The organism is Enterococcus rotai (genome assembly GCF_001465345.1).
Lineage (GTDB): Bacteria > Bacillota > Bacilli > Lactobacillales > Enterococcaceae > Enterococcus_L > Enterococcus_L rotai.
In genome coordinates this window covers 372,047-392,860 of the sequence record NZ_CP013655.1, presented here as the reverse complement: position 1 = coordinate 392,860, position 20,814 = coordinate 372,047, and the positions used below count along the sequence as shown (strand labels likewise).

At 34.3% G+C, this 20,814-nt stretch carries 15 protein-coding genes and 1 other annotated feature; of the genes, 11 read left to right on the top strand and 4 right to left on the bottom strand.

Going from position 1 to position 20,814, the window contains the following annotated elements; translation table 11 throughout:
- Positions 1 to 58 precede the first annotated feature (58 nt).
- The 10 genes from ATZ35_RS01850 to ATZ35_RS01805 all read left to right on the top strand — a co-directional run bounded on the left by ATZ35_RS01850 (position 59) and on the right by ATZ35_RS01805 (position 10,604).
- A complete protein-coding gene (locus ATZ35_RS01850) occupies positions 59 to 1,207 on the top strand; it encodes a cysteine desulfurase family protein (protein WP_208929002.1) in 1,149 nt (382 codons plus the stop codon).
- Positions 1,208 to 1,311: 104 nt separating this feature from the next.
- On the top strand, positions 1,312 to 2,517 hold the full coding sequence (gene thiI / locus ATZ35_RS01845) for a tRNA uracil 4-sulfurtransferase ThiI (protein WP_244148197.1): 1,206 nt from the start codon (positions 1,312 to 1,314) through the stop codon (positions 2,515 to 2,517).
- A 155-nt stretch (positions 2,518 to 2,672) separates the two neighbouring features.
- Positions 2,673 to 3,326, top strand: coding sequence for a redox-sensing transcriptional repressor Rex (locus ATZ35_RS01840; RefSeq protein WP_208929000.1), 654 nt, complete (start codon positions 2,673 to 2,675; stop codon positions 3,324 to 3,326).
- 194 nt (positions 3,327 to 3,520) lie between these two features.
- The gene (gene tpx / locus ATZ35_RS01835) at positions 3,521 to 4,012 is read left to right on the top strand and encodes a thiol peroxidase (RefSeq protein WP_208928998.1); all 492 of its coding nucleotides are present in this window, start codon (positions 3,521 to 3,523) and stop codon (positions 4,010 to 4,012) included.
- Positions 4,013 to 4,293: 281 nt separating this feature from the next.
- On the top strand, positions 4,294 to 6,024 hold the full coding sequence (locus ATZ35_RS01830) for a hypothetical protein (protein WP_208928996.1): 1,731 nt from the start codon (positions 4,294 to 4,296) through the stop codon (positions 6,022 to 6,024).
- Positions 6,025 to 6,229: 205 nt separating this feature from the next.
- On the top strand, positions 6,230 to 6,670 hold the full coding sequence (locus ATZ35_RS01825; protein ID WP_208928993.1) for a hypothetical protein: 441 nt from the start codon (positions 6,230 to 6,232) through the stop codon (positions 6,668 to 6,670).
- Positions 6,671 to 6,683: 13 nt separating this feature from the next.
- The gene (locus ATZ35_RS01820; RefSeq protein WP_208928991.1) at positions 6,684 to 8,258 is read left to right on the top strand and encodes an AAA family ATPase; all 1,575 of its coding nucleotides are present in this window, start codon (positions 6,684 to 6,686) and stop codon (positions 8,256 to 8,258) included.
- A 15-nt stretch (positions 8,259 to 8,273) separates the two neighbouring features.
- A complete protein-coding gene (locus ATZ35_RS01815; protein ID WP_208928989.1) occupies positions 8,274 to 8,756 on the top strand; it encodes a hypothetical protein in 483 nt (160 codons plus the stop codon).
- Positions 8,757 to 8,827: 71 nt separating this feature from the next.
- A complete protein-coding gene (locus ATZ35_RS01810; RefSeq protein ID WP_208928987.1) occupies positions 8,828 to 9,580 on the top strand; it encodes a class I SAM-dependent methyltransferase in 753 nt (250 codons plus the stop codon).
- A 1-nt stretch (position 9,581) separates the two neighbouring features.
- Complete coding sequence (locus ATZ35_RS01805; RefSeq protein ID WP_208928985.1) at positions 9,582 to 10,604, top strand: D-alanine--D-alanine ligase family protein; 1,023 nt, start codon at positions 9,582 to 9,584, stop codon at positions 10,602 to 10,604.
- On the opposite strand, the gene ATZ35_RS01800 is transcribed toward ATZ35_RS01805, so the two are convergent.
- Positions 10,591 to 13,101, bottom strand: coding sequence for an ATP-binding protein (locus ATZ35_RS01800; protein WP_208928983.1), 2,511 nt, complete (start codon positions 13,099 to 13,101; stop codon positions 10,591 to 10,593). The genes ATZ35_RS01805 and ATZ35_RS01800 overlap by 14 nt on opposite strands.
- Positions 13,102 to 13,186: 85 nt before the next feature.
- Positions 13,187 to 14,116, bottom strand: coding sequence for a tyrosine-type recombinase/integrase (locus ATZ35_RS01795; protein ID WP_208928981.1), 930 nt, complete (start codon positions 14,114 to 14,116; stop codon positions 13,187 to 13,189).
- A 133-nt stretch (positions 14,117 to 14,249) separates the two neighbouring features.
- Positions 14,250 to 14,472, top strand: a binding site (T-box leader).
- Positions 14,473 to 14,623: 151 nt separating this feature from the next.
- Here ATZ35_RS01795 and ATZ35_RS01790 point away from each other — a divergent pair.
- The gene (locus ATZ35_RS01790) at positions 14,624 to 17,269 is read left to right on the top strand and encodes a valine--tRNA ligase (RefSeq protein ID WP_208928979.1); all 2,646 of its coding nucleotides are present in this window, start codon (positions 14,624 to 14,626) and stop codon (positions 17,267 to 17,269) included.
- 96 nt (positions 17,270 to 17,365) lie between these two features.
- On the opposite strand, the gene ATZ35_RS01785 is transcribed toward ATZ35_RS01790, so the two are convergent.
- Both ATZ35_RS01785 and ATZ35_RS01780 read right to left on the bottom strand, forming a co-directional pair.
- Positions 17,366 to 17,959 carry a TVP38/TMEM64 family protein gene (locus ATZ35_RS01785; RefSeq protein WP_208928977.1) on the bottom strand — a complete coding sequence of 198 codons (594 nt, stop codon included), beginning with the start codon at positions 17,957 to 17,959 and terminating at the stop codon, positions 17,366 to 17,368.
- A gap of 21 nt (positions 17,960 to 17,980) precedes the next feature.
- Complete coding sequence (locus ATZ35_RS01780; protein ID WP_208928974.1) at positions 17,981 to 20,548, bottom strand: YfhO family protein; 2,568 nt, start codon at positions 20,546 to 20,548, stop codon at positions 17,981 to 17,983.
- Positions 20,549 to 20,814: the final 266 nt, after the last annotated feature.

Genomic DNA, 20,814 nt, shown 5'->3' with positions numbered 1-20,814 from the left:
AACTACGAAAGCAGAAAGTATATAATAGGAAAGAATTTCAAGAGAAGAAGGTTTTTAGATGATATATTTTGATAACAGCGCAACAACGCCAATTTATCCGCAAGCGTTAGATACATATGTAAAAGTTAATCAACGAATCATTGGCAATCCGTCTAGTTTGCATGATCTAGGTAATCAAGCAAATCGCTTGCTAGAGCAAGCACGGAAACAAATTGCTGATTTGATCCAAGTAAAATCAAACGAGATTTATTTTACAAGCGGTGGCACAGAAGGCGATAATTGGGTCTTAAAAGGAACGGCTTTGGAGAAAAAATCATTTGGTCGCCATATTATTATTTCAAATATTGAGCATCCAGCTGTTTCTGAAACAGCAAGACAGTTGGCCGAAAATGGCTTTGAACTATCGATTGCTCCGGTTGATGAACGCGGATTTGTAATAGTAGATGAATTAGCGAAATTGATTCGTAAAGATACCATTCTTGTGTCTGTTATGGCAGTCAATAATGAAATCGGCTCGATCCAGCCAATTCAAGCAATCAGCGACTGTTTAGAAAATCATCCAACGATCCATTTTCATGTGGATGCTGTTCAAGCAATTGGCAAGGTCGCTCAGGAACAATGGCTAACGCCACGTGTAGATTTTGCTACATTTTCTGCGCATAAATTTCATGGACCAAGAGGTGTTGGGTTTATTTATTGGAAACACGGACGTAAGCTAACCCCTTTATTAAACGGTGGCGGTCAAGAAAATGATCAAAGAAGCGGTACAGAGAATGTTGCTGGGATTGTATCAATGGCGAAAGCATTGCGTTTATATACAGATAAAAGAGCAGAAAAACCAATGCATACGGCAACTATTCGTCGTTATTTGGTTGAAGCTTTACAAGAATATTCGAACGTTACGGTCTTTTCAAAAGAGACGTCCGATTTTGCTCCGCATATTTTATGCTTTGCGCTAAAAGGGATTCGTGGCGAGGTACTGGTACATGCCTTAGAAGAAAAGCAAATTTACACATCAACGACAAGTGCCTGCTCTAGCCGGAAAAAAATGGCTAGTAGTACCCTACATGCCATGAAAGTACCGGATGCTTTAGCAACTTCTGCTATTAGAATCAGCTTAGATGAAAGTAATACAATTGCTGAAGCTGAACAGTTTATGATTATCTTTAATCAGTTGTATAAAAAATTCTTGGTATTGAATGGATAAGAAAAAACGAATAAAAATTAGCTAAAATCTCTTAATTGCTATGATATACTAGCTAAAGTAAATAATACTAGAAAATCAAGCTTATAGAAAAGGATTGAAAAATTGTGAAATATACTGAAATCATGGTTCGCTATGGCGAACTTTCAACGAAAGGGAAAAATAGAAAATTATTTATCTCTCAACTAGCACAAAACGTTAAAAGAGTACTAGGCGATTTTCCTGCTGTCAAGATCCATGCAGATCGAGATCGAATGCACTTATTATTAAATGGGGAAGACAGTGTACAAATCTTACCTAAGTTAGAAAAAGTCTTTGGTATTCAAAATTTTTCACCTAGCGTTCGTGTGGAAAAAACAATGCCGGCAATTCGTGAAATGGTTCAAACGATCATCAAATCCGCTTATCAGCCGGGACAAACATTTAAAATCACTTCCAAACGTTCAGATCATAGCTTTGAATTAGATACCAATGAATTAAACCGAGAGCTTGGCGGAGCAGTTTTTGAAGTTTTTCCTGAAATAGCCGTACAAATGAAAAAACCGAATATCGAAATTCGTGTAGAAATCCGTAAAGAAGGTGCGTATCTTTCTTATGAAACGATTCGTGGTGCTGGCGGGTTACCAGTGGGAACTAGCGGACGTGGTATGCTAATGCTTTCTGGAGGGATCGATTCACCAGTGGCAGGCTACTTAGCAATGAAACGTGGTGTAGAAGTTGAAGCCGTTCATTTTGCCAGCCCGCCTTATACCAGTGAACAAGCCTTACAAAAAGCCAAAGATTTAGCAGCAAAAATCGCTCCATATGGCGGTAGTATTCAGTTTATTGAAGTACCATTTACTGAGATACAAGAAGAAATCAAACGAGTGGTCCCAGAAGGGTATCTAATGACTGTGACACGTCGAATGATGCTGCGTTTGACAGATGCCATACGTGCTGCGAGAAAAGGCTTAGTGATCATTAATGGCGAATCATTGGGACAAGTTGCTTCACAAACCTTGCAAAGTATGGTGGCGATCAATGAAGTGACCACAACACCGATTATTCGACCTGTTGTCTCAATGGACAAAGGTGAAATCATAGAAATCGCTGAAAAAATCGATACCTTTGAATTAGCGATCCAACCATTTGAAGATTGCTGTACAATTTTTGCGCCACCGCAACCAAAAACGCGACCAAAGTTAGATAAAGCCCAAGCTTATGAAGCTCGCTTAGATATCGAAGGATTAATGGCTCGTTCAATGGCTGGTTTGAAAGTTAGTGAAATAACAGAACAAAGCGAACAAAACGAAGAATTTTCTGATTTCCTATAAAAGTTGAAAGAACAGACTTGATAACGCTATCGAATCTGTTCTTTTTTCTATTAGGTTTTTCTAATATCTGCATTTTTTTCACAAACAAGTTGCTCACACACCTCAACCATGCTAAACTATATATATGTGAAATAAGTAACAAGGGGGCTAGAAAAATGAAAGAATTACATAAAGAAAAAACAATGCCAAAAGCAACGGCTAAACGATTACCGTTATATTTACGTTATTTAAAAATGTTAGGAGATTCCGGCGTAACTCGGATCAAGTCTAAAGAGTTTAGTGACGTGATCCAAGTGCCGTCGGCTACGATCCGACGCGATTTCTCCCATTTAGGTGAATTAGGACGTAGCGGTTATGGTTATGATGTACCTTATTTAATCGAAGTATTTAGTCATATTTTAAATACCCAAGAAGAAAAACGGATTGCCTTGATCGGTTGTGGCAATTTAGGCAAAGCGTTGGTAAAAAACAATTTCCGTAGAAATGAAAACTTGAATATTGTGTGTGCATTTGATACAGAAGCAGAGCTTGTGGGACTATCAGTTGATGATATCATGATCCAGCCAATGGAAAATCTAGCGGAAGAAGTCAAGCGCACAGGGGTCACCGTTGCAATTTCAACTGTACCCAGTCAATACGCTCAAGAAGCTATCGATAAAATTGTTGCAGCAGGAATTACGGCAATTTTGAATTTTGCTCCCGATCGTGTAACTGTTCCAGCCAATGTGAGTGTACAATATATCGATTTAACAACTGAGTTGCAGACCTTGATTTATTTTGATGAAACGTTCGCAAGTAAAAAAGCATAGAAAGCAAGAACTTTGTCATCTGTTCTTCGTTCCTCTATACTAAAGAGAGAATGATTGGTTTTATGTTATCTAGCTGCACAAATCAATCCTTGGAAAAATAGATAAATTGTCAGTGAAACAAAGAACGTTTCAATGCTAATTTTCTACAGGATTAACCGATTTGTTCCGCTTTTAAAATAAGGAGGAAGAACAGAATGCAAGTAACAAAAAAAGGTGAAGTAGTAGAAATTATTGGTGCACAACCAGAAGTAGGCAGCCAAGCGCCGGCTTTCTCATTAAAAAATTTAAAAGATGAAGTAGTTAATCTTTCAGATTTTGCAGGTACACCTGTTTTGATCAGTGTAGTACCGGATATCGATACTAGAATTTGTTCATTACAAACAAAGCGTTTCAATCAAGAAGCAGCGAATGTTGCTGGCGTTAAATTTATCACGATATCAAACAATACAAAAGAAGAACAAGAAAATTGGTGTGCAGCTGAAGGTGTGGACATGGAACTCTTACATGACACAGAAGGAACCTTTGGTGAAGCATATGGTTTATTCATCCCTGCAATGGGACGTTTAGCACGTGGAATTTTTGTGATCGATAAAGAAGGTAAGCTGGTTTATGAAGCAATTTCGACTGAGATTGCGGAAGAGCCGGATTATGCAGTTGCATTGGATAAAGTGGCAAGTATTCTGTAGTTAATAAAATATTGGTAGTTAAATGTTAAAATAATCGTTTTTTGTTAGTGAGTGGGACCTGTATTGAGGTTTTCACTCACTTTTTTTTTAATCTATACTGATAATTTTGTTAAATAGAATGTAAATCAAAAAATGTATTTTCTTCACATTAAACACTTGATATGTCAATGTTTTTAATTTATTTGTTTTCTTTGTTTTATAAAATAGGGAAAATTAATTATAAAATGTTGTTTATTTGTGTTAAAATTGAATTGAGAAAAAATGGAATTAGGAGGACGAAAATGGCTGAAAGAGTTATAAGTACGGCAAATTTAAGTGCAATAGAAAATAATTTATCTGTTATTCATAATAATATTGATGCAATGAATGGAAAGATTTCTACGGTAGATGGAAACGTGCAGGTTGTCTATCAAGAATTAGCTGAATTGGCTAAAGAATTTCATGACTACGTACAACAGGCAAACAAACAACATAAGATAGAGTTGGCCGAAACGAGATTAGTAAAAATTAGACAAGAAATTGAAAAGAAATTTGGCCATTACGGAGAAATACGGAGAACAGCAACGGGTGTTTTACAAGCAGATGATTTAGAGATTGTAAGAAAAGAAACTATAGAAACAGCAACGGAAGAATTAATGCTGGCGGCTCCAGGATATTGGTTAGCTCCATGTTTAGTCGCTGTTTCTGCATGGATAAGTAACAAACAAGAATTAGCAGAAAGGGCAGTCAGAGAAGCGATTCGCCGAGATGATGAGAAGACATCTTTGTTATTTGCTTTGATCTGTCGAAGAGCAGATAGAAAAGCTGCTAGCTTGAAATGGACACAACGTTATTTTGCGAATCAAAATGAAGAAGAGTTGAACAGAGAAACGATTGTGATTATCGATGCCTTCGCAAGTGGATTATTAGGTATGGATTCAGAAGGGATGATATCCAGACAATTAATGGATTGGCTTGAAAATATTTCTGCTAAAGCTGGTTTTGAAGAACAGTTGATTATCCAATGGTCAGAAGCCATTAAACTACATACTCCAGTTGAACTAACTTCAAATTACCCGTATTTAGAGAAATATAGTACTACTTGGTTTGAATTAGAAACTGTATTAAAGGGGGCAAATTTACATGAAGTGATTTTGGACTACTTCCAAGGAATTTTCAATAAAGAAGCTTCAAAGAAAAAGTTAGTAGAGCGATTAGATGATATCCTTTTTACGTTGGTCAGTGAATTTGATGAGGAAGAACTTCCATTTAGGCAGCAGGAAAGATTAAATGAACTAATTATTGACCATAATGGAGACGATGATGCGGCGAAAAGAGGAATTCAGGTAGAAAAATCAAATTTTACTGTTAAGAAAGACTTCTCGCAATTATTGACTGATGCTGCTATGAAGCCAGAAAATTCTGGTGCAAGTGTTTCTACTCAAAAATTTGCAATAGCATTATCAAAAGAATGGATCATCAATGCGTATAATGATGTGACAGCAGAAAATAGAGCTAAGGTTCCGATTGAAATTCAGTGTGAAGTAAATAAATTTATCTTTACATCAACTGATGGCAGTGGTGAAGAAGAGATACTTTCTGATTATGAGCAGTTTGTAGCATCTGAAAGAGACGAGAAACTTGCTGGTTTAGTCTTACCAGTTATTCGTGAATATGGGTTGCAAATTGGTGCTGTGATCGGCGGTATTGGCTTGATGATGATGATAGCAGGTAACCCCTTATTCGGAGTTTTAGCAGTGATTGCTGGTATTTGGGTAGCGAGTAGTTCTGCCAGTGATAAAAAGAGAATGGCTCAAGTGAGAGCACAAGTGAAAAGTGAATACGAAAAGCAGATTATAACTGGTAAAGAAGTTATTCGTGCTATTTTAGCTGAAATTGTTGATTTTAGACAGGAGTTCGAATTGGCTGACGGTAGAGGAAACGAAGTAATCGATTATCTTGAACAAATTTCGCCAGATCAGTATGTGCAAAAATTATCAGGATCGATTCGTCGAATAAAAATAGAGGAGTGAGAGAATAAAAAATGAAGAGATGTTTAAAGTGTGAAAATATAATAAATGAGGCTTCAACTTATTGTAATAACTGTGAGAAACAACTCACTACAATTCCAAGTAGCGAGTTGAAAAATGAACCTGAAAATAGTCCATTTGCTATGGGGTTACCAGACTGGGATGTTGTTCCACCCGAGACAGTCGTAGTAAGAAGGAAAAGAAAGCGATGAAAAGTCCAGCAATTTATAAAGAATGGGTAGAATGTTTTCAACTATTAAAAGATGCATGTAATGATAATGAAGTGCTAGAAGCTATGAAACTTGGGACAATAGAATGGCAATCAGGAGTTTCAGAACGGTTTACAAAGCAATTGTTTGATGTTGTGAATTATCGCTTGGTTTGTGCTACTGATAAGTTTCATAAAAACCAAGCAAGTGGTATGAGAAACGAAGCTACTTACATTCAAGCGCTTTTAGGCCTTAGAAAAGAATTGCAACAGATTGAAAAAGTAGTGACAATTCCTGCGATTCCTCAAAATGAGCAACAACATTTTCAAGCCTTAGTGAGAGAGCATGCTGATAATATGCAAAAGTCATTAGAAGATAGTGCTAAAAGCGATTACTCTGGAAAGATGTTAAGTATAGTTAAAAATCATAAAGTAAATTAAAGGAGCAACTGTTATGGGGAGTATAAATGAATGCAAAGATTTGATGAGAAGGTATTCAATTGCGCGTATTCCGTTAGTGGTAATTAATACGATTGAACGAGCAAGAACGTTGGAAATCTTAGAAGGTGTTTCCGAAGAGTTGGCATTACCTTTCTATGTTCATACATTATCAAAAGGAATTTATGAATTAACAAGTGAACAACTTTTAACAGAAGATAAATCCTATTATGCAGCGATAGATTTTATGAGTGAACAAATGAAAAAGAAACAGAATCTGACACTTATACTAACAGAAGTACCCGATTTATCCAATGATAATTCTGAAGCAAAACAACTTTTAGATTTAGTAACTTTAGCAAATGAAACGGGTGGTTCAATCGTTATCTTTTCAACGAATCCTATTTGGAATCAGCTGAAAAGGTTAGGCATGATGATTAAGGTTGATTTACCAGATGAAGAGGACATGTATAAGATTATAAAAGAGTTCATTGATGAATATCGATCAGAGATTTTAATTGAATGGGATGATATGGATGTTCGTGAAGCCGCATCTTTATTATCAGGAGTTACTCGGATTGAAGCTGAAAATATTATTTCTTCGTTAATTGCTAATAAATCGATAAAAAAATCAGATATGGATGAAGTAAGGTTTGCGAAAGACCGCTTATTTTCAGATATTTCAGGTTTAGAGAAAATCGAAGTTGAAGATAGTGTAAAAGATGTTGGTGGGTTAGAAGGACTAAAAAAATGGTTGGATATAAAAAAAACATTATTAACCCCTGAGAAAAGAGCAGAAATGAAATTAAGAGGATTGCAATCGCCTAGAGGGATTTTGCTTGTTGGAGTACCTGGATGTGGTAAATCACTTTCAGCTAAGTCGATTTCTGCAAATTGGAAATTGCCACTGTACAGATTAGACTTCGCAACCGTTCAGGGAAGTTATGTAGGGCAATCTGAACAACAATTGAAAGATGCCTTAACGACAGCTGAAAATGTTTCACCTTGTATATTATGGATAGATGAAATTGAAAAAGGACTCTCTGGCGCTACATCTGGTAATGATGGAGGGGTGTCTACAAGGATGGTAGGGCAATTTCTATTCTGGCTTCAAGAAAGTAAAAAACAAGTATTTGTTGTTGCAACAGCAAACGATGTTAGTTTGCTACCTTCAGAATTATTACGTCGAGGTCGTTTTGATGAGCTATTTTTTGTTGATTTACCAACGGCAGAGGAAAGAAAAGATATTCTTTCTATATACATGCGTAAGTATTTGGAACTGGATTTTGAAGGTCAATTAGCAGACTCAATCGTCGAATTAACGAATGGATTTACTGGAGCTGATTTGGAATCTACGGTAAGAGAGCTGGCCTACAATAAACTGGCACAAGATAATTTTAGGTTAGATGAAACAATTATTCTAGAAATATTTCAAAATGTTGTCCCGCTATCTCAAACAAGTCCAGAAAAAATAGAATCGATCAGAGAATGGGGAAAATCAAGGGCAGTTCCAGCATCTGGAAAACCTATTGGAAGCGAAGTCGCAATGAAGGAGCAACAATCACAAAAAACAAGGAAAGTCTTAGTTTAATAGGAGTGAAATAGAGTGCCAAAACCATTGATTAATAGAACAACTGAAAGACAAACTGATTCAATTTTTAGTGTTAATACAACAAGTAACTTGAAACCAGTCGGGACAGATGCTCAAATCGAAAAATTGTTAAGGCGTAAGCGTAGTAAAGAATATCTGGATAACTTTAGCCATCTAGACAGTGGAAATGCTACCATTGCAAAAAGTAAGGTAGAGGATATTCTGGGAGCAATTGCTAAAGAATTTCCCGAGGTAGAGTTATCAGGTCTGCTATTAGGGTATGTTTCAAAATGTTATTTAGGTGCTTCTTACGAGGTTCACACTGTTGACATTAGTGGCAGAATTATAGAGCACTACAAGAAAGGTGAGACTGTACCAAATGGCATGGAAAAAGCCAGAACTATAGCGATGAACCCAGCTTACGCATTTATTGAAGTTTATAGCGATTGTTGCAGAGCGGTGAGTGATAGTGGATCAGTTTCAGTTGTTAAAGGATAGAAGATTTTTTTTAAATAAAAATGAACAAAGGATAATAAGCAATTATCTAATGTTTAAAAAAGGAGTATTTTATGGAAAAATATCATGTTAATTATGATAAATATGCAGATGATTATTTAGCAAATAGACAGATAAATAAAACGATATATGACTTACTCTGTCGTCAGTTACACATTTCTAAAAATGATCGTATTTTAGAATATGGATGCGGAACTGGAAACTATTTAATTGAGCTTGAAAAATATCATGAAGCTAATTTTTGGGGTGTAGATACTTCACAGAAAATGATTGAAAATGCTACTTTTTGTTCCAAAAAAATACATTTTAAACATTTTAACTCTTTACCACTAACTATTGAAGATTCTTTTTTTAATGGTATTTTTTGCATTGATGTTATTCACCATATTAGAGATTTGCCTCTTTTTTTTACCGAATTAGATCGAATAGCAAAAGTAGGCTGTAAACTAGTCATATGCACTGAATCTCCCTCTCAATTAGAAGAAAAATATTGGATAAAATACTTTCCTTCTATTGCAACTATTGATAAGAAAAGATTCCATCCAATATCTAAATTACTATCTGTTGCTCAAAATAATAACTGGAATTTTCTTTCCGAGACTAGAATTGAACAGCACGTTATAGAACCAATAAAAAAAGATTTTCTAGCCAAGGTAAATACCAAATCAATATCAGCTTTTGTACTTCTTGATTCTGAGGAATATGAACTAGGCTACCAACATTTAATAAATGATTTTTCAAAAAGTAAACCCATTAGTAAATATGAAGGCTATACAATTCTTCAATTAGAAAAGGGATGTGAATGATATGGATAAAATCAAAGTTGCTATTGTCGCAGACGTTCGAGAGGACTTTAAAAATGAAGGTTTTGGAACAAATCATATATATAATGATCATACAAGCAAAGCAAGTGTTCATTATTTGAAGAATAAATTAATTTCCCTTGGACTAGAGTGTTATTTTTTTGGTGGTATTCATGCTCTAATAGATGCCTATAAATCAAAAAAGGAATTTCCAAATACAATTTTTTTTAACTTATCTGATGGATTGACTCAAAAAAGTAGAAAAGGACAAGCAGCTTTTTTATTTGAACTTTTGAATGTTCCTTATGTTGGTTCAGAAGCAATTACTTATTTATTAACTGCAAACAAGATTTATACTAAACGTTTTTTACTTTCAAATAATGTTCTTTGCTCAAAAGGTTATTTAGTTAGGTCTTTAGACGAATTTAAACCAGATGAACTTGAATATCCAATTATTTTAAAACCAAACAATGAGGGTTCATCTATAGGAATTAGTCAAGATAATATAGTATACAACAAACAAGACGCACACAATCTACTTTTCAAATTATTAGAACAATTTAAAGAAATACTCATAGAAGAATTTATTAAAGGTTACGAGATAAGTAACTTTTTAATCGGACAAAAAAAAGAAATCGATGTATCTGAGGTTATTATCACTAGTTTGAATGGGAAATATTATTTTGATCAAGAACTTATGGGAATTCAAGAAAAATCTTCAAGAAAAAGAAAACTAGAATTGGCTGATGAAAAACTGACTCCTGAACAAATTGATTTAATAAAGTCAACTTCTCAAATAATTTTTAAAGAATTAGATATCTTTGATTATGCTCGATTTGATTACAGGCTGACAGATCGCTCTTTATATTTTATAGAAGCAAGCCCTAATCCAGTGCTAAGTGAAACTTCTGAACTAGGACTTATTAGTGCTAGTCATTCAATCAATACAAACACTTATTTAATTAAAATACTAAATACTGCGCTTAAAAGATATTCTCTTCCAATCATCGATTTCAACTACAAGTAAGGGTAACTATCCACGGTTCAAATGCCATGTTCGAATAGTAATCAAATGTATCTTCAGGTAAATTTACTGTGGGTAATTTATCAGAAAAAAATTGATTATATAAATTAATAAATCGATATTTACCTGAAGGAACATCATTTTCATATCTAGGTTTATATAACTTTATAAATTCTTGCGCATAATCTAAATTATTATTTTTTTGTTCAACGATTGCAAGATTGACTAAGATTTTTTTATAAATTCTATCCTCTAGATCATTATCTTCTGTTATAGTTTTTATTAAATCTGCTTTATATTTTTCTGCCCTTGAATCATTAAGGGCAGAAAAACAAATAAATAGATTTACATCTATAACCAGTCTTAGATAATTACTTTTATTCCAAATAAGTGCGCTCATTAGATAGTTTACAGCGTTCTCCCAATGTTCTTTTTTCATTTCTATTGTAGCTAAATTATTATAAGAATAAGCTTGATAATGAAGAGATGTTCCTTCAAATTGTTTTCTTGCCTCTTCAGTTAATTCTCTTGCTTTTTCAAAATCAGAACATCTTATATATTCAAAACCCTTATTATGAATAATCTTTGAAACTTTCACATCATGAGGGATATAATGTTTTGCTAGTTTTAATCCTTTTCTTAATAACGTTAATGAATAGTTTCCTTCGCAAAAATCCATAGCAGTTTGATAGACATTAATCATGGCAGGATCATCAGATTCAGAACTTATTAATAGCTCAAAAAGGTCCTCTGCTTCATGAAATTTATTTGGTGCTAGAAATAAAATTGTTTGCTTTTGCGCCAATAGTCTAATTTGTTCTGACGAATCTTTTTGAGTTGACTCAAGAGCTTTATCAATATAATTTAGTGATGATACATGGTCAAATTTTTGGCTTTTTACTTGAGCAAGCATGGAATATAGCTGCGATTTGTCATAATCTGTTAATAAATCAATAAAGTTACTATTTACATACAATAGCAAAGTCTCACATCTATCATAGGCACCACAAGAAAATAAATTTCCAGCTAATACAAGTAGCCATTCTTTGGGAAGTTCACCAATCCTTTCATGAAGACGTTCAAATATAGTTAATGCAGTATAATAGTTCCCTCTTTCATCCAATTGACAAGCATAATTATAATTAATAACCGGCCAGCTCTCATTATTAGCGCCATAGGAGAACAATGCATTTAAATAACTTCTATTTGCTTTCCAGTATTCTTCCTCACTACCTTCAGAGAGAGAATTTAAGAAATCGAAGCAGATTGAATAATAAAAGAATACTTTTGTTTTATCTTCGTAATGTATAATTTTAAATATTTTATCATTTGACATATCTTGCTTAAACCCTATACACGATTGTTGACAAAATTGCTTTTGAGTTAATATATCTAGATTTAGCAATTCCCTAATGGCTTGTTTAATTTCTGTAATAGTTATCAAATAACTATCTGTAAAGTTATTATGCGAAAATATATAGTTAAATAAATCGTCTAATAACTTAAAAGGTATCGGGGTACTCCAAATAGAAATAATAGATAGTACTAACTTCTGCTCGTAAGGAAGTTTTTGATAATCAAAATCAATACTTTCTTTTAACAATAAGTTTTCTAGTTTCTCTGTAACAAATATTGCCTTTGTTCGATCGATATGTTCAATTCCATGATCATAATATAAGCGATGGAGAATACTTTTAAATTTGTTTGGATGTCCTCCACAGTAATCAAATATTTTCTCTACATCTTGTCTAATATTGCAATCAATTTCATAAGCATTACTAAGCATTTCTATAAAAAAATGATTTTCATCAAATTCTTTTATATCTAGCCTAATATTTGAAATTTTTTCGGCTATGAATGTTATATGTTCTGGGCTATTGGTTAACATCTCTTCTGTTGTTATAACCACAAATCTAATATTTTCATTACCAATATTTTTATCAATTATAGTTTCCAGTATGTTTAACAATGTAGGAGGATATTTTGTTAAATTATCAAATACAATTACAATTTTTTTATTTTTTTTAATAATTGCTTGTATATAATCAGCAATAACAGTAGGCAGGGAGTGTGGTTTATCCTTTTTATCAATTAATCCTCCCGCTATAGAAGCTAACAAACTAGTAATTCCAAAATCAGTAAGATCTTTGACAGCTAAAGCTACTTTAATCAGATTTTTACTTAAACTTATAGCAGATTTATAATTACTTTTTATAAAGTCAAAGAATTTATTTTTTGATATTACTTGAAGTTGATTAATAAACTCATTAAGATAAAGATCATCATTCATATTATCTAAAAAATTAAGATGAAGTAATGTCCACTCTGCTTGAATATTGCTAGCAAATACCTTTTCTATAAAAAAAGTTTTTCCTACACCATGTTTCCCAGTTATCCATAAAACTTGCTTTTTTTTATTATACTCTAGAAATTTTGCAATAACTTTTCTTTCGCTTTTTCTATCAACAAAAGGGAAATCAAAAAGATTGGGATTTTCCATAAAATACTCCTTTTTTAAACATTAGATAATTGCTTATTATCCTTTGTTCATGAGGAAGTATATCAGAGTAGACACGTTCTCAAATTCATCCAAATGAAAAATGATGTCTAGGATGTTTGTTCAAAAGAACATTTTTCTGCATTGTTAAACTCACATGAATATATCGTTCCGTCGTTTTTATAGAGCTATGACCTAAAATGCTTTGAATATACCGACAGTCCACTCCTTCATCTAAAAGAGTAGTAGCTAATGTATGTCTAAACATATGAGGAGTTAAATGAATCGAGAGGTTGGCTTTTTTTCCAATATTTTGGATAATGGTACGAACAGACTGTTCAGAGAGCCTATCTCCTAAGCGATTAATGAAAAAATAGGGACAATTAGACTTAGAGTGATCACGAAGAACAATATATTTTCTCATCGCAGTGATAACTTCTTTATTAGATAAATATAAAACTCTCTCCTTGGAACCTTTTCCTTTGATTAAAATTTTTTGATTCGTCAAATCTGTATTTTCCATGGTCAAATTACATAATTCAGAAACTCTGATTCCAGTTGAAAATAGAAGCTCTAAAACAGCAATATTTCGAACTGCGGAAAACTTTTGGAAAGAAGATTGTTTGTTTAGTGGATTGGAATGTTCTGAATAAGCCGTTTTCAAAAGTTGTTCCAATGTATCTAAAGAAAAGACTCTTGGTAATATTGTCTCTTCTTTCAGCTGGAGTCTTATATTAGTAAATGGGTTTAGGGAAATAAAGTCCATATATACCAAATAGCTAAAGTACGTTTTTAAAGAAGCGTATTTTCTTTTAATAGAAGTCGTTTTATAAGTACAAGCTAGAAATTGTATATATTGTTCAATCGTTGACCGGTTAATAAGGTCAATATCAGTTTGTTCAACGTAATCAAAAAATTGTTGAAGGTCTATTTTGTAAGCTTTTAGTGTTTTACTATCCAACTTTTTTTGATATTGACAAAATTCAAAATACTCTTCTAATTTCATTTTCTCTAACATGTAAATTCCCCTTTCAAGTCTATCTATTACTAAAGCACACAGCATATAGAAATGAAATACTTGAGAGAAAATTTTTTGCTTAAAGCTAGATCAGTTCAAATTGACTTATCGCTTACTTCAATGTTAAAATAAACCAAAGACCATGATCAAGAGGAGTACTACTGGCATCGTTATAGAGAGAAAATCACTTGGTGGAAGATTTTCACATAACCAGTAAGAAGGTAGCTTGGGAGTCAATGATTTGAATTCAGTAGAATGATTCGAGTAGTGATCGTTACCTCACGAATGAAGCGGTGTTTGGATTTTTCAAACACAATTTAGGTGGTACCACGTATAGTTGTTTATACGCCCTAAAATACGAAAGTATTTTAGGGCTTTTTATATGTTCATCACAGCTTGTGAAGCAATCTGATCTTGAACAATACAAGGCGACTGATAAGAAGTGTTCTTACCTTAGTGTGTCGCTTCACCATTTATTTAGATTAAAATCAGAAAGAAGGAATATACATGACAGAAGAAAAAAATCTGCCAACTAAATACCAACCAACAGAAGTAGAACAAGGTCGCTACCAAAAATGGCTAGACCAAGATTTATTCAAACCAAACGGCAATAAAGAAGCAAAACCTTATTCAATCGTGATTCCACCACCAAATGTTACAGGTAAGCTACATTTAGGACATGCGTGGGATACAACGTTACAAGATATGATCATCCGTCAAAAAAGAATGCAAGGCTTTGACACATTATGGTTACCTGGAATGGATCACGCTGGTATTGCAACACAAGCAAAAGTTGAAGAAAAATTAGCTGAACAAGATATTTCTCGTTACGATTTAGGCCGTGAAAAATTTGTTGAGCAAGTTTGGGATTGGAAAGAAGAATATGCTTCTCATATCCGTGAACAATGGGCAAAAATGGGCTTATCTTTAGACTATAGCCGTGAACGTTTTACTTTAGATGATGGATTATCTCAAGCGGTCCGCAAAGTGTTCGTTTCTTTGTATGAAAAAGACTTGATCTATCGTGGTGAATATATTATCAACTGGGATCCAAAAGCGAAAACGGCCTTATCGGATATTGAAGTTATCCACAAAGATATCGAAGGTGCCTTTTATCATATGAGTTATCCACTGACTGATGGAACAGGTGTTGTGGAAATCGCAACAACTCGTCCAGAAACAATGTTAGGCGATACTGCGATTGCAGTTCATCCTGAAGATGAGCGTTACCAAGCATTGATCGGTAAAACTGTGACATTACCTTTAGTAGATAAAGAAATTCCGATCATTGCCGATGAATATGTAGATATGGAATTTGGAACAGGGGTAGTGAAAATCACGCCAGCTCACGATCCTAACGACTTTGAAGTAGGTAATCGTCACGATTTACCACGTGTAAATGTCATGAACGAAGATGGTTCTATGAACGATTTAGCCGGAAAATATGTAGGGATGGATCGTTTTGCAGCACGTAAAATGATTGTTTCTGATTTAAAAGAAATGGGTCGTTTAATTAAAATTGAAACGATGAATCACAGTGTTGGTCATTCAGAGCGTACAGGTGTTGTTGTTGAACCTCGTTTATCCACACAATGGTTCGTTAAAATGGCACCACTTGCTGAAAAAGCCATCGAAAATCAAGATACAGATGATGCAGTAGAGTTTTATCCACCACGTTTTAATCAAACATTCTTACGTTGGATGGAAAATGTACATGATTGGGTTATTTCACGCCAATTATGGTGGGGGCATCAAATTCCTGCTTGGTATCATAAAGAAACAGGCGAAATGTATGTCGGCATGGAAGCACCAAGTGACATAGAAAATTGGACACAAGATTCAGATGTATTAGATACATGGTTTAGTTCTGCTTTATGGCCATTTTCAACAATGGGTTGGCCTGATGAGGAAGCGGCAGACTTTAAGCGTTATTTCCCAACAAGCACTTTGGTAACAGGCTACGATATTATTTTCTTTTGGGTTAGCCGCATGATGTTCCAAAGTTTAGAATTTACTGGAAAAGCGCCGTTTAAAAATGTCTTGATGCATGGTTTGATCAGAGCAGAAGATGGACGTAAAATGAGTAAATCTCTAGGTAACGGAATCGATCCGATGGAAGTGATCGATAAATACGGAGCCGATGCATTGCGTTGGTTTATGTCGAATGGTTCAACACCTGGTCAAGATATGCGTTTCAGTTACGAAAAAATGGATGCTTCTTGGAACTTTATCAATAAAATCTGGAATGCTAGCCGTTTTGTGATTATGAATGTTGAAGGGATGTCTTATGAAGACATCGACTTTAGTGGTGAGAAAACGGTAGCAGATCGCTGGATTTTAACTCGTCTAAATGAAACAGTCGCTCGTGTTACTGATTTATTCGATCGCTTTGAATTTGGTGAAGCAGGTCGTCAGTTATATAACTTTATCTGGGATGATTTCTGTGACTGGTATATTGAAATGAGTAAAGAAATTCTGTACGGCGAAAATGAAGGGGCAAAACAAACAACACGGAGCATTTTAGTTTATACACTAGACCAAATTTTACGTCTATTGCACCCAATCATGCCGTTTGTGACCGAAGAAATCTGGGAAAATATTCCGCATCAAGGTGAATCTCTTGTGATTGCTGATTATCCTGTTGTTCATGAAGAATTTTCAGATGAAACAGCTGCTCGTGGGATGGAAGTCTTAAAAGAAGTGATTCGCGCAGTGCGCAATATTCGCGCGGAAGTGAACACGCCATTATCTAAACCAATCACTTTATTGATCAAAACAAGTGATGAAGCGGTAGATAAATTCTTGATTGAAAATACCAATTATATTGAGCGTTTCTGTAATCCAGATGAGTTAACAATTGCAAGTGACATTATAGCGCCAGAATTGGCGATGTCAGCTGTTTTAACAGGAGCTGAACTCTATTTACCACTAGCTGGTTTGATCAATGTGGAAGAAGAAATTGCTCGATTAGAAAAAGAATTAGACAAATGGACACAAGAAGTCAAACGTGTTCAAGGTAAATTAGCAAATGAACGATTTGTTTCTAATGCGCCGGATGAAGTTGTAGAAGCTGAAAAAGCCAAAGAGAAAGATTATTTAGAAAAACAAATCGTTGTGAAAGAACGAATTGCGCAATTGCGTACAGTGAAGTAAGTAAAAAAATAGACCAATAATCATGTCTTTTTCTGATTATTGGTCTATTTTTTTTGCTTGAAATAATCGTATTACATACTTGCTGCTATAATGTATTCAACCAATCAAAAAACGATTGAACAAGAACAAGACCGCATAGCCATAAGTGGCAACTGACCAAAATTTAAAAATCAGTAGAATTTTCATATACTCCTTAAAAGGAAGATCAGTCAGACCAGCCACCAAGCACACCAAATCATCTGGTGCAAATGGAACGAGCAAGGTAATAATCATCAATCTCTTGATCCCTTTTTCGGGACGATCCAGCATCTTTTCAAATTTTAAATAACGTTTCTTCGTTAAAATCAATCGGGCAAAGGACTTGCCGTAATAGCGAGCTAACCAGTAAACAATGATTTCCCCGATGATCAAACCGACATAACTATAAAGTAGCCCTTGAACATTGCCAAACATCAACATACCGACAACCGTGGAAATACCGCCAGGTAAGATTGGCACGATGACCTGTAATATCTGTAAAAAGATAAAAATAAATACCGCATATTCGCCAAATTGCTTAATAAAATCCTGTAGCGATTGAACAGAATGAAAAATCCCTTTAGAATAACCATAAATCACCAAACCAGTAAAACTGATGACACCTACAATCGGCAGTACATAGATGATTCGTTTTAGAATATTACGTCCCATGGTTGCAGTTTCCTCTCGCTGTTACGTTGTTTTTCGTTTCTTGTAATACTTTAATAGTTGATAAAATAATACGCCCAAAAGAACAGAAATGCTAATCATAACGCCCACAATGAAATTTCTTTGTTGATACTGCATCGTGATTTGATGCTTTCCAGGAGATAAGTCAATTCCAGTAAAATTGCCTAAAACCGACATGGCTTTGACTTTTTTTCCATCAACTGTGATTTGCCAATTTTTGTCATAAGGTATAGCTAAGTAGAGTAGAGTATTTTCTGAGTCAGTAACCGTTATATTGCCTGACAATGTTCCAGAAGCCTGTTGCTTAAGTTGAATAGCTTGGGATTTTTGCTTGGTAATAAATGAATCAAAAGTATCTTGTTGTAGGGTTTTTAATTCGATCATTTGATCTTCTAGTGCTATTTCTGATTCAAGTTGTAATTCAATCTCAGCATCTTTTTTAAAGTAACCCAAATTAAACAATTGATTGGTTGCAATGTAAACAGCTGGTTGGATTTTTTCACCATTTACTTTAAATGAGGTGATTTTTTTCCAATTGATTTCGGGTACATAAAGGTAAAGCTCACCGTTAGCGGATGTTTTGGTTGTCAATGTATAGTGATTGTCGGCTTGTGTTTCCCAAGTGACTTTTTGTGTTTCTTGAAAATAAGTTTGCGGATTTGCTTGGATCTCCTGCAAAATCATTTCCTGATTTTTTAAAGGTTGATTTTCTACTAGTTTTAGTGAACGAAACTCTGAAGGGACTAAAAAGCCCATCCCAATTGCTTCAGGATTTTGATAAACATTTGTAGATAAATCAGTTGAAAGATTTTCCTGATACGTTTTGACTTCAGGTGTTAGTTGATACGAGACGTTCAAGAGCAGGTTGATTACTTTTGATTCATCCACATAAGCGATTCTACGATCATTTTTTTGATACAAGCCTAGAGCGTGAAGAGTATCTTGCGTTTTGGCATCTAACGTAGAGGTGTAGCTTGAGACACCAGCGTATCCATATAAAATTGGATTATTATAGCCATTATTTTTCTCTCTGTAACCTGCAGTGTCAGAATCAATGGTTTGTTTGATGCGGAATAAATTCGTTTGCTTATTTTGTAAATCTGAAATCAGGCGATCTTGAATTTGAAATGTTTGTGCAAATTTTTCTTGATTACCAAATGGGATATCTTTAAAACTGATCCAAAAATTAAAAACCAATTCAGAGCAAACAACTAAAAATAATAATGCATAGACGCTAACTCTTTTTGCGCCACTCTTTTTTTGAGCAAACACGATGATACCAAAGGTCAGCCAAATACTAATAAGACTGATGATAAAATAATGATCAGATAAAAGAAAAATCTTTTCTACAGAAAATTTTAAGGCAACATAGCCAATGAGCAATAGCCCAGAGAAAATAGCTGGAATCATGATCGTTAATTTTGCGCCCTCTTTTAATTTCAAAAAGGCTTCATAGGCAAATTTTATGATCAAAAAACTAAAGATAAAAGTATTTCTATACGGAAATCCTGCTGGGCTTTGAAACATATGCCAAACAGTATTCACTAGCTCCAACCAGAAGCTTAAGAAAATAAACCCAAGCAGAAAAGCGGCACCCCATTTTGCCTTTTTAGGAATACTAGATAGCTGGAAATAGGCGATAAAAAGGATAACCATCAAGATCCCAGAAAAAATCGTGGGTAAATGCTCCAATCGCCATTCAAAATTAACACTACCAAGGCCAAATTGTGAAAGAAAATTAAGCCCAAAATTAGGTGTAGGTAAAAATGTTTGCCAGTCAAAATTTGTTTTCTTTGTCGCTAACATTCCTTCGATAGCTGGAATTAAAATAAAACTGGTACTGATTCCGGTAAGAAAGGAAGTCAGAAAAAACAAGCGACCTTCCTTGATAAATTGCCAGAGCGATTTCCTTTTAGATACATCATTTTTTTGATAATACCAGTAAAGACTGTAACATACAGCGAATATACAAAGCATGTAGCCCATATAATAATTAGTCACAATAGACAAAAATAAAGCGCCAGAATAAAGCCAATATTTTTTATGATCCCACAAACGCTGAATACCTAAAATAAGTAAAGGCAGTAAGATAAGGGCATCCAACCACATAAAATTCAAACAATAAACCGTTACAAAACCGCATAAACTATACGAGGTTGAAAAGAGCAATGTGGCTATCGTAGATTGCTTATAGGTTTTGTGAAGGTAATAAAACATCGAACTGCCCATTAGTGAAATTTTTAAGGTAATGATCAGCAGGATCGCAATCGGCAATTGTTCATAAGAAAAAAGCAGCACTAAACTATTGAACGGACTTAATAAATAATAGGCACTTAAGGGCAAAATCGTTCCGCCAAGCGCATCGGAAAATGAATAAAGGGAATAGGTATCACCCTGGAAAAATTGCTTAAATAAACTTAAAAAAGGCATATATTGTGTGCCCAAATCACTAACTAAGAGATTGTTATTCCCAAATGGTGCTAATCCTAAAATCGACCAGAGTATGATCAATAATAGTAGGGGGAGAAGAAAACTCCCGCTAATCAATAAATTTTTTTTAACTTTTAACATATTTTTACTGCTCCTCTATTCTAATGATTTATAACTGTTTTAGGATAAAGGTCCAATCAATCTTGAAAAATCAAACGAACTACCTGCAACAATACTTTTTTAACGAGTTATTTATAACATGAATTTGGTTTGAGTGATGCTCTAAGAATCTAGTCTATCACGGGGTTAGGTGTTGATGCAAAAAAATCAATACTCACTTTTTACATATAGTCTTGTTTATTTTATCACAACTGTTCTTTTTTTAAAGCATAGAGTCATTTGTTTAC

Coding starts and splice junctions, on each gene's coding strand:
- ATZ35_RS01830 (WP_208928996.1), top strand. CDS start 4,294: ATGGCTGAAAGAGTTATAAGTACGGCAAATTTAAGTGCAATAGAAAAT.
- ATZ35_RS01790 (WP_208928979.1), top strand. CDS start 14,624: ATGACAGAAGAAAAAAATCTGCCAACTAAATACCAACCAACAGAAGTA.
- ATZ35_RS01795 (WP_208928981.1), bottom strand. CDS start 14,116: ATGTTAGAGAAAATGAAATTAGAAGAGTATTTTGAATTTTGTCAATAT.
- ATZ35_RS01840 (WP_208929000.1), top strand. CDS start 2,673: ATGAAAGAATTACATAAAGAAAAAACAATGCCAAAAGCAACGGCTAAA.
- ATZ35_RS01810 (WP_208928987.1), top strand. CDS start 8,828: ATGGAAAAATATCATGTTAATTATGATAAATATGCAGATGATTATTTA.
- ATZ35_RS01850 (WP_208929002.1), top strand. CDS start 59: ATGATATATTTTGATAACAGCGCAACAACGCCAATTTATCCGCAAGCG.
- ATZ35_RS01785 (WP_208928977.1), bottom strand. CDS start 17,959: ATGGGACGTAATATTCTAAAACGAATCATCTATGTACTGCCGATTGTA.
- ATZ35_RS01825 (WP_208928993.1), top strand. CDS start 6,230: ATGAAAAGTCCAGCAATTTATAAAGAATGGGTAGAATGTTTTCAACTA.
- ATZ35_RS01780 (WP_208928974.1), bottom strand. CDS start 20,548: ATGTTAAAAGTTAAAAAAAATTTATTGATTAGCGGGAGTTTTCTTCTC.
- ATZ35_RS01820 (WP_208928991.1), top strand. CDS start 6,684: ATGGGGAGTATAAATGAATGCAAAGATTTGATGAGAAGGTATTCAATT.
- ATZ35_RS01805 (WP_208928985.1), top strand. CDS start 9,582: ATGGATAAAATCAAAGTTGCTATTGTCGCAGACGTTCGAGAGGACTTT.
- ATZ35_RS01800 (WP_208928983.1), bottom strand. CDS start 13,101: ATGGAAAATCCCAATCTTTTTGATTTCCCTTTTGTTGATAGAAAAAGC.
- tpx (WP_208928998.1), top strand. CDS start 3,521: ATGCAAGTAACAAAAAAAGGTGAAGTAGTAGAAATTATTGGTGCACAA.